Annotated in this window: 12 protein-coding genes; 3 read left to right on the top strand and 9 right to left on the bottom strand. The window is 58.9% G+C overall.

The features are described 5' to 3' along the window. Positions 1 to 151 precede the first annotated feature (151 nt). From ACP8KU_RS04180 to rimM, 4 genes are all read right to left on the bottom strand, one after another. A complete protein-coding gene (locus ACP8KU_RS04180; RefSeq protein ID WP_484484031.1) occupies positions 152 to 742 on the bottom strand; it encodes a hypothetical protein in 591 nt (196 codons plus the stop codon). Between the two features lie 98 nt (positions 743 to 840). Next, the gene (locus ACP8KU_RS04175) at positions 841 to 1,221 is read right to left on the bottom strand and encodes a hypothetical protein (RefSeq protein WP_237799440.1); all 381 of its coding nucleotides are present in this window, start codon (positions 1,219 to 1,221) and stop codon (positions 841 to 843) included. Further along, complete coding sequence (trmD, locus tag ACP8KU_RS04170) at positions 1,221 to 2,111, bottom strand: tRNA (guanosine(37)-N1)-methyltransferase TrmD (RefSeq protein WP_484484030.1); 891 nt, start codon at positions 2,109 to 2,111, stop codon at positions 1,221 to 1,223. Before trmD ends, ACP8KU_RS04175 begins: the two co-directional genes overlap by 1 nt. Further along, positions 2,108 to 2,605, bottom strand: a complete 498-nt coding sequence (gene rimM / locus ACP8KU_RS04165; protein WP_484484029.1) for a ribosome maturation factor RimM — start codon at positions 2,603 to 2,605, stop codon at positions 2,108 to 2,110. Before rimM ends, trmD begins: the two co-directional genes overlap by 4 nt. 86 nt (positions 2,606 to 2,691) lie before the next feature. Between rimM and ACP8KU_RS04160 the strand changes: the two genes are divergently transcribed. Together ACP8KU_RS04160 and ACP8KU_RS04155 are read left to right on the top strand one after the other, a co-directional pair. Then, on the top strand, positions 2,692 to 3,117 hold the full coding sequence (locus tag ACP8KU_RS04160; RefSeq protein ID WP_005278635.1) for a cupin domain-containing protein: 426 nt from the start codon (positions 2,692 to 2,694) through the stop codon (positions 3,115 to 3,117). 29 nt (positions 3,118 to 3,146) lie between these two features. Beyond that, positions 3,147 to 3,851, top strand: coding sequence for a TetR/AcrR family transcriptional regulator (locus ACP8KU_RS04155; protein WP_484484028.1), 705 nt, complete (start codon positions 3,147 to 3,149; stop codon positions 3,849 to 3,851). A 144-nt stretch (positions 3,852 to 3,995) separates the two neighbouring features. On the opposite strand, the gene rpsP is transcribed toward ACP8KU_RS04155, so the two are convergent. After that, positions 3,996 to 4,496: a 30S ribosomal protein S16 gene (gene rpsP, locus ACP8KU_RS04150; protein ID WP_005283672.1), complete on the bottom strand. Its 501-nt coding sequence runs from the start codon at positions 4,494 to 4,496 to the stop codon at positions 3,996 to 3,998. Positions 4,497 to 4,853: 357 nt separating this feature from the next. Here rpsP and ACP8KU_RS04145 point away from each other — a divergent pair, with 357 nt between their 5' ends. Continuing rightward, positions 4,854 to 7,121: an acyltransferase family protein gene (locus tag ACP8KU_RS04145; protein WP_484484027.1), complete on the top strand. Its 2,268-nt coding sequence runs from the start codon at positions 4,854 to 4,856 to the stop codon at positions 7,119 to 7,121. A gap of 82 nt (positions 7,122 to 7,203) precedes the next feature. Here ACP8KU_RS04145 and ffh read toward each other — a convergent pair whose 3' ends face one another. From ffh to ACP8KU_RS04125, 4 genes are all read right to left on the bottom strand, one after another. Further along, the gene (gene ffh / locus ACP8KU_RS04140) at positions 7,204 to 8,844 is read right to left on the bottom strand and encodes a signal recognition particle protein (protein ID WP_005278622.1); all 1,641 of its coding nucleotides are present in this window, start codon (positions 8,842 to 8,844) and stop codon (positions 7,204 to 7,206) included. A 51-nt stretch (positions 8,845 to 8,895) separates the two neighbouring features. Beyond that, positions 8,896 to 11,028 (bottom strand): [protein-PII] uridylyltransferase, encoded by a 2,133-nt coding sequence (locus ACP8KU_RS04135; RefSeq protein WP_484484026.1) that lies wholly within the window; start codon positions 11,026 to 11,028, stop codon positions 8,896 to 8,898. Between the two features lie 6 nt (positions 11,029 to 11,034). Beyond that, positions 11,035 to 11,373 carry a P-II family nitrogen regulator gene (locus ACP8KU_RS04130; protein ID WP_278722854.1) on the bottom strand — a complete coding sequence of 113 codons (339 nt, stop codon included), beginning with the start codon at positions 11,371 to 11,373 and terminating at the stop codon, positions 11,035 to 11,037. A gap of 230 nt (positions 11,374 to 11,603) precedes the next feature. Next, positions 11,604 to 11,972 (bottom strand): Na+/H+ antiporter subunit G, encoded by a 369-nt coding sequence (locus ACP8KU_RS04125; RefSeq protein WP_484484025.1) that lies wholly within the window; start codon positions 11,970 to 11,972, stop codon positions 11,604 to 11,606. Between the last annotated feature and the right edge of the window lie 2 nt (positions 11,973 to 11,974).

The raw sequence follows: 11,974 nt of genomic DNA, 5'->3' as shown, positions 1-11,974 counted from the left end.
CCTCACACTTCTATTTCAAAGCTTGGTACGGGACCCACCCAATCTACCGCATGCCTTGTCCACCGCCCCGGCCTGCCACCGCCGGACACACAAAATCCTCTCCCTCCCGCACGCTACAAGCAGGAAGAAGAGGAGTAAAAGACGCCCCGATTTAGTGGATGACTACCTCGGCCCGATCGCCGCCGGTGCAGCTTACCCGCGAGGAGCTGCCGGAGCAGTACATCGTGTAGGTACCACCGGTAGTAGGAGAATAAACGCTCAAGGTGGCATTCGTTCCGCCACCGGCCACCCAGTTATTCATGAAGGTGTTGTAGACGTTTTTGGCAAAGGCCTCTGAGGTTTTGCTCGTGGCCGCGTAATAGCTCGTGTAATCGCCCCACGAGTGCCCATTGCCGCTGCTTGCAGCCGCCTGTGCTGGTGCGGGCGCGGGAGCCTGTTCGGTCTTGGTCACGGTAGCTTCACTGCCAGACTTCCCGTCTTCCTTGGCATCGACCTTGGTGGAGTCAACCTTTTGCTGGAATTGGCTTTCCTGCGCGGTGGCGCTGGACTTATTGCCATTTCCCTGCACGAAAAAGAATGCGGCAGCAGCAACGGCCAATAGCGCCACAACTCCCAAAATGATCGCCGCAATCATGGCCCCATTCCCGCCGCGGCTCTGTTGCGGCTGGGAATACGCGGGGTACTGGTTGTACTGCGGCTGTTGGTTGTATCCGCCAAAGTCATTTCCATTGGGAGAAGTCATGCGAGAGATCCTTGGAGAGCAAGTAAAAAATGCGAGTAAATGCTGCACTTACAGTAGCACTACCCAGCATCGATACACGTTTTTCTAGAGAGCTTTTCTTAAATTTCTTCGGAGGATTCTGCGCTCCATACGGGCTCGGCCGACCACGCGAATTCGGTATGGCCAATTTCCGTGCTCCCCAACCACGCCGCGGTGGGCGGTAGGCACTCAGCAACCACCGGCGCGACGGAAGGCAGGGCTGCTGCGGTATCGCCATTGACGATGACCCGCCACAGCGGCGTTCCTTCTGCCGCGGTTCCATTGCTGAAGGCATATTCTTGAGCCAATGGGCTATCTTTCGGCGCCGATGGGGCAACCACGGTGGCAAAAATATTTACCGGCGTAAAACCTGCATCGCGTAATTTCTGCGGCATATCTTCCTGGCATCCTTCCCATTCTTCCTGGGTCATCAGCACAGAAAGATCCACGCTGACCTGCACTACTGTGACTCTCCTTCAGATTCACGCTCGCGCACGTGCGCTAGATATGCCTTGTCCGCCTTGCTCAATTCCACGTGTTCCAATAACTCGGGGCGGCGCTGCCAGGTGCGCTCCAATGCTTGTTCCCTGCGCCACCGGTCCACCAGCCCATGGTTTCCAGAGGTCAGGACCTCCGGCACCGCAAGCCCGCGCCACTCCCGCGGCTTGGTATAGCTCGGTCCCTCTAACAGGCCATCAGAAAAGGAATCCTCCTCATGCGAGCGCTTATTGCCCAATACCCCGGGGATAAGGCGGACGACGGCTTCTGCAATCACCAATACGGCGACCTCCCCGCCAATGAGCACATAATCCCCGATGGATACCTCCCGAACGCGGTAGCGCTTCTTTGCATCTTCAACCACGCGCTGGTCGATGCCCTCGTAACGCCCACAGGCAAAAACAATATGCTCCTCGGTAGACCATGCCCGCGCATCCGCCTGGGTAAAAGGCGCGCCAGCCGGGGTGGGAACCAAGAGCAGCGGGAGATCGCTATCTTCACTGTTGCTCTCTCGCTCCTCGTGCGCCGCATCGGCGCCATAGGCCCGAGCTTCGACGCCCTCTAGTTCGTCGTGTCGAGGCCGGTTGAGGTGCGGCAGGGAGGAGTCGAGTGTGGGGGCGGTGGTTCCGAGGGCGACATCGTCAAGCGCAGGGCCCCATACCTCAGGCTTCATGACCATTCCTGGGCCGCCGCCAAAGGGCGAGTCATCGACCGATTTATGCGCATCCGTGGCCCACTGCCGCAGATCGTGCACGCCCACCTCAAGGCGGCCCTGCTCGATGGCCTTGCCCAAAAGGGCATGGCGCAGCGGCTGCAGGTATTCCGGAAAGATGGTCACCACATCGAGCCTCATAGATCCAACAACCCTTCTGGGGGTTGGATGGTGCACGTGCCGGCTTCCACATCGACCTCTGGGACGATGGCATGGACAAAGGGCACCAAGGCGGAACTACCCGTAGACAGTTCAACCTCTAAGAGGTCTTGGCTAGGCCCGTGCACGACGGAAACCACAGCGCCGATGTCTTCCCCGTCGCGGATAACGCGCAGGCCTTCGAGCTCGTGATCATAAAAGCCCTCGTCATCATCTTCTAATGGGGCGGCGAAAAATTGGGTGCCGCGCAGGCTATCCGCTTGGGTGCGATCGGCAATTTCCTTGCACGTCACCAAAAGCCTGCCCTTGTGGCTGCGCACCGCAGAGATGGTCAACTCGTGTTCCTTGCGGCCCTGCCTTCCCTGCAGTTTTTCTCCCACTGCAAAGCGCACCTCAGGCTCATCGGTGGTGGGTTCTACCACCACTTCTCCCTTGATACCGTGCGACTTAATGACGCGCCCAATCATCAATTCCATGGCGCAAAGTTTACCGCATGCACCCCGTTGCGTTTATCTCCTGCCGCGTTCCCCACAATCCCGCCGCCAAGGATTAGGCTTGTGGCATGAACGACTCACCCAACCCTGCTTCCGAGCCACGCGGTGCACATCAGGAGGCACCGCACTCGCCCTTGATTGACCTTGACCTCGTAGCCTTGGCGCCTGCCACCGATCCTGAGCGCAAGCGCCCTGGGGTCAAGCGGGTCTTGAACGGTGAGCGCGCCAACCTCATCCTTTTTAGCTTCGCACCGGGGCAAACCTTGCCGGACCACAAAGCCGCCCACCCGATTACCGTGCAGGCCATACGCGGCGAGGTGAAGTTCACCTGCGGGGAGAAAACGGTCACCCTATCCCCGGGTAATATGGTGCACTTGCCGGCTTATACAGTACATAGCGTTGCCGCGCCCCTGCCGGAGATGGATTCGGATTCGCCCGCACAACAGGCGGACGCGCAGCCTGCACTGATGCTTTTAACGATGCTTACGGGCTAATTGAAATACACACACGGTTAGGACAGATTTTGGATACAACGCAGTCTCGTAACAAGCCTTATCACCACGGAAACCTCCACGACGAGCTGCTGCGCATCGCCGTGCAATTAGGCAAAGAAAAAGGTCCTGAGGCTATTACCATCCGCGCCGTCACCCGCGCGGCAGGAGTGTCCCCTACGTCCGCTTACCGGCATTTTAAGGACCAGGAAGAGCTACACGATAAGGTGGCCGAACTCGCCACCGATGAGCTTGTGCGCCGCCTGCACCGCACCACCAATGAAGCTGGTGACCTTGCCTTCCCCGATCACCTCGTGCAGATAGGTTTTGCCTACCTCGACTTCGCCCTGGATGAAACGAATTTCTTCCGCTGCATGCTGGAGTGGAAGGCGCTGCGCTTTATGCTCGGCGTGGATCCGTCAACCCCCGATGATCCAAAAAGCGAACACCTGAACCTGATTCAGCGCTACTTCGATCTCTTGGCGCGCCATGCGCAGGCCCTAGGCCAAACGCCCGAGAAAGAATATTTCCTGCACAATAGCTTGCTGTCCTGGTCCGCCGTCCACGGTTTTACCGTGCTTGCCATTGACGGCCCCCTGTCCAAGCTGCCGCGGGAAGAAATCTATAAACTTTTCAAGCCCGTCGTCGCAGGTAGCCTGCGCGGGATGGATTTTGAAGATCCGAACGATGTATATGGCAATTACCCCGAACTGCGCCCACACGATGGGGAGCATTAGGCACTAGCCTGTGGCGGCCGCGCGCCGGCCAAGCGCGCAAAATCCCCCACTCGCCACCGTATGTCAATGCAACGATGGCAGGTGGGGGATGAAGTTTATGCAAGCGCCCTCTTATTGGTAGAGGGCGCTAGAAACCCGAGCAGATTACTCTGCGGACTCCTCAGAAGCTTCTGCTTCAGCGTCTGCTTCGCCGGCAGCAGCAGCGGCAGCCTCAGCTGCAGCAGCCTCTTCAGCTTCCTTCTTCTTCTTTGCTTCTTCCTTGGCCTTCTTCTTTTCGGTGATGGCCTCGATGGTTGGGCCGTTATTAGCCTCAGCCAATGCCTCGTTGAAGAGGTCCAGCTTGGACTTCTTCTCCTCAGCAACCTTCAGGGTGCCCTCTGCGCCCGGCAGGCCCTTGTGCTTCTGCCAGTCACCGGTGACCTTCAGCAGTGCCAAGACCGGCTCGGTGGGCTGTGCACCAACGGACAACCAGTGCTGTGCGCGCTCGGAGTCGATCTTGATGAGGGAAGGCTCTTCCTTCGGGTGGTAGATGCCGATGTTCTCGATGACCTTGCCGCTGCGGCGGGTACGAGCATCAGCGATAACTACGCGGTATTCAGCGGCGCGGATCTTACCTACGCGCTGCAGTTTAATTTTGACAGCCATGATGGCTCCTTTTCTAGTCACTGGGCAGTTCAGACACGCGCCTTTTAGCGCGCCGGTTCAACCCTTGGATTTTATCTGCGCGTGACGTACCGGCCGACCGTAGACGGGAACGGTGTTACGCAGAATGAAACGTCTCATTATCAGCAGCAATTCGCACCGCTGCGATAACCTGAACCATTTTAGCGTGTGCAGGCAGTATTTTAAAATCTCCGCTTCCCTACGCTTAGCCTGGGCTCGTTATGCTTCCGAGACCTTTAAAGAGTACCCTTATGAGCCGAATGCAATCCTTTGACCCTGAAGGCTTAAAAGTACGCCGCGTTTGTGCCTCCCACGGACAAGCGCACGAAATGACGTTTTATGACAACAGATTCCCCACGCAACTTTCGATATCGCTATGACCTCGACGGTCTGCGCGGTATCGCAATTGGCCTCGTAGTTATCTACCACGTCTTTGTCGGTCGTGTCTCTGGCGGCGTGGATGTCTTCTTACTGCTTTCCGGTTACTTCTTCTTAGGCTCGCAGCTGCGCTATGCCGGCAAGCCCAACGCATCTTTGAACCCGTGGTGGCCAATCTGGCGCACGTTGCGCCGCTTGGTGCCAAGCCTCGTTTTGGTCATCGGTGTGACGTACATCTTGGTACGCCTTTTCACGCCGCAGCTCATGCGCACCGAATTTACCCAGCAAATTACGGCAACCATGCTGTACTACCAGAACTGGGAGTTGGCGCGCCAAAACGCCGACTACACGGCGGCCGCCGCCGATACTTCCCCGCTGCAGCATATGTGGTCGATGTCCGTGCAGGGCCAGTTCTACCTGATGGGCATCGCCTTCGCCCTCATTCTGGCCGCGATAATGAAGCTGCGCCCGCAGGAGTCCTCGCTGCGTACCAGCCGCTTCCCCACGGTCAACCAGATTGCCGGTCCCATTCTCATCGTGGTGACCATCGCTTCCTTTGCCTATGCCTCGCGCCATGGGCTGCACGGAACGCCGGAAAACTACTACTCCACGTGGTCGCGCGCCTGGGAGCTGACCCTCGGCGCGGTACTTGCTATTTACGGCTCCGCCTGGAAGATTCCGGCCCGTTTTTATGACCTATTTACCGGCCTCGGCCTTTTCATGTTGGTCTTTACCGGCGCCATCATCGCAGAGACCACCGCCTATCCAGGTCCGCTATCGCTGTTGCCTCTGGGCGGCGCCGTGCTCATCATCTTGGGCGGTGGCGGCAAGATCTCCAAGGCCATGGCTTCTGGAAAGGCGCGTTGGCTAGGCGATGTCGCCTATCCGCTATACCTCTGGCACTGGCCGCTGCTCATTTTGTCCACCTCGTACTTGGGTCAGCAAACCCCGCCGTGGTGGCTGGGCATCATTATCATTGCCATCTCCCTGCTGCTTGCCGATGCCACGCACCGCTTCATCGAGCGCCCCTTGCGCCAGCACCGCAAGCGCCCCTTGGCAGAGGACCTTCCAGCCCACAAGGCAATCTCCGGCCTGTCCACCCGTGCCGGGGCCGGTCGGGCCATCGGCGGTGTCGTGGTCGCCAGCTGTGTCACCGCACTGCTTCTCATTCAGCCGCTGTGGCTGCGCACGCTGAATATCGCCGATGCGGAGATTCTCAACCCCAAGCAATATCCGGGCGCCACCACGTTCATTAATGACATCACCCCACCAGATGGCGTAGAGATCAAACCTGATCCCATCGTGGCCGGGGGCATCCAGCCGCCGGTCGCCGCAAACTGGTGCTTTGTTCCCGATAGCCAGCCCGCCGATTTCTTCTTTGAAACGCGCAGGGACGGCAAGACGCCGTGCATTTTCGGCGATACCAATTCCGAAAAAGAAGTCTATTTGGTGGGAGGTTCCCACGCGGAGCAATACTCCTCTGCCCTCGACCACTTGGGCCGCGAGATGGGCTTCAAGCTGGTCCCCCTCCTGCGCCAAGGCTGCCCCATCGAGCTTGGCGATGACGTCACGGTCAGCCCCGAGTGCGCCGAGTGGGGCGAGCTGGTCATGGACCGCATTGCCGAGGCCCACCCAGCGCTGGTTATCTCCAATACCACCCGCCCGCAAAACGAATATGGGCATGGCCCCGATGCGGTCCCCGCCGGCTACCAAGCCTTCTGGGAAGAACTATCCAAGCGCGATATCCCCTTCCTGGGCTTCCGCGATAATCCGTGGGGATTCGACGAAGACGGGGAACCGCGCGAATTCGATGAGTGCTACGTTGCCAACGAGGATGCTGTGGGCTGTGGCATGCGATTCGAGCAGGTCTATCAACCTTATGATCCAGGCGCTGTAGTCCTATCGCAGTACGAGAACATGCTGTCCCTCGATACCGCGCCGTGGTTCTGCGATGCTAACGGCGATTGCCCGGTGGTCATTGGCAACACCATGGTCTACCGCGATATGCACCACATCACCAATGCCTTCGCGGATTCCGCGATACCGATGATCCGAGAAGCCCTCACGCCCTTCTTGAACGGCGAAAAGGTCCAGCAAGAGGCACCGGAAATCTCCCCCGAAGAGGCGGAGGCAGCACTGGAGGAATCGCCAGCTGCCCCCACCACCGGTGGCACGCGGCGCGCCAACCCAGTGCCGTATCCCAATACCCCGGAAAACGATCCGGTGTAAACGCTCCCCCGCGATGGCACGCACAAAGGTGGCCCATTACCTGCGAAGTAATGGGCCACCTTTTATTTATGACTCTGCGCGGCTACTTCTTGCCCTTACCAAAGTTGAGGTTATCGAGGTCGATATTCTCCATGCCTTTGGGCATCTTGGGCATGCCGGGGATCTTTCCACCGCCAAGGCCACCGGCACCGCCGGCGCCGCCCATTTGCTGCTGCAGCTGCTGTAGCTCTTCCATCGACGGCATACCGCCGCCCATGCCCGGCATACCGCCCGGCATCTTGGGGCCGCGGTTGCCACCGCCGCCCTTGCCCTTCTTGCGCTTGCCGTTTTTGCCCTTGCGGCCCTTGGGCTTCTTCTTGGTGGCAGAGCGACCGCCACCGCCCATGCCAAATTGCCCGGCCATCTTGGACATCATCTTCTTGGCCTGGTTGAAGCGCTCGATGAGCTGGTTGACCTCGGACACGCTCACACCGGAACCATTGGCGATGCGCTTGCGGCGCGACGCGTTCAGAATCTTTGGGTTCTCGCGTTCTTCTGGGGTCATACCGCGGATGATCGCCTGGATGCGATCCAGCTGCTTTTCATCCACCATGGCGGCCATCTCATTCATCTGCTTGCCGCCAGGCATCATCTTCAGCAGGTTGCCAATCGGACCCATCTTGCGGATCATCAGCATCTGATCAAGGAAGTCATTCAGCGTGAGCTCGCCGGAGCCCAGCTTGGAGGCTGCTTCCTCGGCCTTCTGGTGGTCCAAGGTGGCTTCCGCCTGCTCAATCAGGGAGAGCAGGTCACCCATGCCCAGGATGCGGCTGGACATGCGCTCTGGGTGGAAGACATCGAAATCATCGAGCTTCTCGCCGGTAGAGGCATACAAAATTGGTTTGCCGGTCACCTCACGAATGGACAGCGCTGCACCACCGCGGGCGTCACCATCCAGCTTCGTGAGAACCACGCCGGTAAAGTCCACGCCATCGCGGAAGGCCTCCGCCGTTTGCACGGCGTCTTGACCAATCATGGAATCGATGACGAAGAGAACTTCATCTGGGTTGACGGCATCGCGGATATTGCGCGCCTGCGTCATCAAGGTTTCATCAATACCCAAGCGGCCGGCGGTATCGATGATGACCACATCGTGCTGCTTCTGCTTTGCCTCAGCAATACCGCGCTTGGCGACGTCCACCGGGTCCCCGTGCGAGGTACCCATCTCGTGGTCATTGGAATCCAGGGAGGTACCTGGGTCCGGGGCGAAGGTTGGTACCTCCGCGCGCTCGCCGACGATCTGCAGCTGCTGCACAGCGCCTGGGCGCTGCAAGTCACAGGCCACGAGCATGGGGGTGTGCCCCTGCTTCGTGAGGTGCTTGGCCAATTTACCGGCCAGGGTGGTTTTACCAGCACCCTGCAGACCGGCCAGCATGATGACGGTCGGAGGATTCTTGGCCAAGTTCAACCGGCGGGTTTCGCCGCCAAGGATCTCAATGAGTTCCTCATTGACGATCTTGACCACCTGTTGGGCGGGGTTGAGCGCCTCAGAGACTTCCGCGCCGCGGGCGCGTTCCTTGATGCGCTTGATAAACCCGCGCACCACCGTCAGAGAAACGTCAGCTTCCAGCAATGCCAAACGAATCTCACGAGTCGTGGCGTTGATATCCGCCTCAGTTAATTTGCCCTTGCCGCGCAGGCCCGCCAGGGCTGACTGTAGGCGGTCTGATAGTGAGTCAAACACTACGGATGCGCTCCCTTAAATTAGATCGATCTAAAGTTCAATTATTCAATCTTAGTCCCTAGCCAGGGCCCTGGTCACATTCCCCACCACCTGGGCGCGAGAAACCGAAGCGCCAAAGAAAACGTGCACAATCATCGTGGCACCCAGGATCTCATGGCGCAGCCACATAAACTCCGGCAATGACTCCACCAAATAACCCAATGCACCTATTCTCTCCACGGTGCGAATCTCTAAGATTCCGCCCACGTTAAACGCCGCCGTCGTGGGCTCACCTACGATATCGGGAAGCTCTGTGTACGTACGCGAATTATAGGACTGGATAAACCTATCCGGTTCCGCGGCCTCTGTGAGCGTCTTTTGCACGGTACGGATGACAAACTCCGCCTGATAGCTACCAGCATCACCTTGTACGAAATTGGCCCGCACAATCGTCCACCCCAAGGCGGAAATCAGCGCAAAAATGCGCTTAAACTCTGCCTTATTTGCGCCGGACCAAGTTACGGTGACCACTTCCTCTTGCCAATCGACCGCCAGGCCTACCCCGTAATCGTCCTGGGGAACGCGAACTAAAGGGCGGGTGACTATGCGAGGCTTATTCGCTTCCAAAGCGCGGGCCACGATAAGGCCCTGCGCCTGCGCGGTGCGGGCGGACCAGACCCCAGGGCCCGTCGATAAGGCATCCGCCTTGGACAAGGTCGCAAGCAGCGAAATGGTCAATTGGTCATAATGGCAGGCGTTTAATAGGGCATCGCGCGCGGCATCCGAGCGCGGATCCATCGTGGCCGCCAATCGCGCCAGGCTCGTATGCTCTGCCACCACGGTTTGCACGCGGGAAATATCTGCAAGGTTAAACCGCATGCGCGCGGCCTGCCGCGCCACCATCTCTGTTCCTACTTGCTCGTGCGGGCGATCATGCCCCTTGCCTAAATCGTGGTACAACGCGGCCAAGAGGAGAAGATCCGGGCGCGCCACCGATGTGCGCACCTCAGCGCAGCGCGTGACGGTGGCAACGAGGTGGTAGTCAACAGAATGCATGTGACTGCGCTCTCTTGGCAGCAATCCACGCACATGACCCCATTCTGGGACTAAACGCTCCCACAGCCCATAGCGATCCAGCTCCGCAATTACCCGTGGGGTATGAGACGGTGAAGACAAAATGGCGAAAAAGTCATCCACGGCCGCCCGCGGCCACCGCTGCGGTGGGGGCGGTAATTCCTGCAGCGCTCGCCACGTCGCTAGCGATACGGAATAGCCCGTGCGCGCCGCGGCCGCCGCAACGCGGGTCAATAACCATGGATCTTCACAATTGGGCGTGCGAGCCAGGGAGATAACGGCGCCATCGGCCACGACGTCCACATCGAGGGGACGTCGCACGCGGTCTCGCCCCTGCGCCGGACCAGCGCTGCGGCTACCCAAAACGCCGCGGGCTGTGGCCAAGCTACGCTCTACCGCCTCGTCGACCGCAGAGGCCGCAGTAACCAACGCCGCGGTGAGCTCATAGCGGCTGCTAAAGCCCAATTCATCAGCAACATCTGCGGCAAAGTCCGGATCCAAAATATCGCGGTGGCGGCGAGCCTTCACGTGCAGCAAGGTCCGGGCATCGAGTAGCAGCCGCCGCTCTTCCTCCAGCGCGGGCAGATCACATAGGTTGCCCAGGGCTAAAGCGCGCAGGAGCTGAATATCGCGCAATCCCCCACGCCCGTTTTTTAAGTCTGGGTTGGTCATGGTGGCGACGGCGCCGGAGCGGTTCCACCGGGCAATGGCGATATCGACGAAGCTATCAAAGCCCCGCTGCAGCTGCCGCCGCCACGCGTGCAGGAGGCGCTGACGGGCGTCATCGACAAGCGGCTTATCGCCTGCGATATACGTCAGATCCAATTGAGCGAAGCCAGCCGAGGCATCCTGCAGGGCAATCTCCGCGCACTCCTGCGGGGTACGCAGGGCAAAGTCCAACCGATACTTGGCATCCCACACCGGGTACCACAATTTTTCTACCTGGCTGGGGTCTGGCTCGTGGTCCTCCGGGAAAATCAGGATGACATCAATATCGGAATAGGGAGTCATCTCCTGCCGGGCCACAGAGCCGGTTGCTGCTAGCGCCGTGTGCGGCGGCAGGTCCAAACCCTGGAGTATGCGCACCGCCGCTGCATAAGCCTCGCTGCGAAGAGCGGATGCTGCCACCATCTGTAATTACAGAGCGGTCTCGCCGCGCTCCCCGGTGCGGATGCGGATGACGTCTTCTACCGGGGTAATCCAAATCTTGCCATCGCCAATCTTGCCGGTATAAGCGGCATCCACGATGGTGTCAATGAGGTCTTCCACCTGATCATCAGCGGTCAAAACCTCCAACTTCACCTTGGGTACGAAGTCCGTGGCGTATTCGGCGCCGCGGTAGACCTCGCTATGCCCGCTCTGCTGCCCAAAGCCCTGGCTTTCGGTCACGGTCAGGCCGTGCACATCCTGCTGTTTTAATGCCTCCCGGATATCCGGCAGAGTAAACGGCTTCACAATGGCGGTAATAAGTTTCATTTAATCCTCCTGAAGAAAAGTAGAGTTCAGCGGCCAAACCTGGCGCGGATATGCTGCGTTCTAGTCTAACCCCGCCCAACTTCCGAATGTGCCCGAATTACGGTGGCAATCGGCAAATTACGGCTGGCTCCCCGCTGCGTTAAGCACCGCGGCAGCGCAAAAGAAGCGCGGGCTGCACCCCCTCCTTGAAGAAGGTACGCACCCGCGCTACTCATGAGGAAAGAATAACCCTAGATTTCGTCTTCATCTGCATAGACGGTCTGGATTTTCTCATTATTGTGTTTGGCGTGCTTGACGTCAGTAACCGCAACGCCATAGATGGAACGGCCCAGGTAGAACGAGCCCACCGAGCCAATAATCCACACGCCAAAGCAAGCGATGAGGCCCTTGATAAGAAGGCCCAAAGAAAAGCCATCTTGGCCAAAATCCACCACGAGCTTGGCGACGATAATAAGCGGTACCGCCAAACCCACGGTCGGGCCCATCAGGTTGGCACGGGTCAAGGCATCCGGCGCGCGCCACAAAGAGACCACGGTTGCCACCACCAGGATGGTGGCCACAATGAGCAAGATCGAAGCAATACTCTCGTAAACAGCCATGA

The sequence above is a fragment of the Corynebacterium sp. LaCa_282 genome (genome assembly GCF_057198125.1).
The sequence above is the reverse complement of the archived record's forward strand: the minus strand, read 5'-3'. Positions and strand labels throughout refer to the sequence as shown.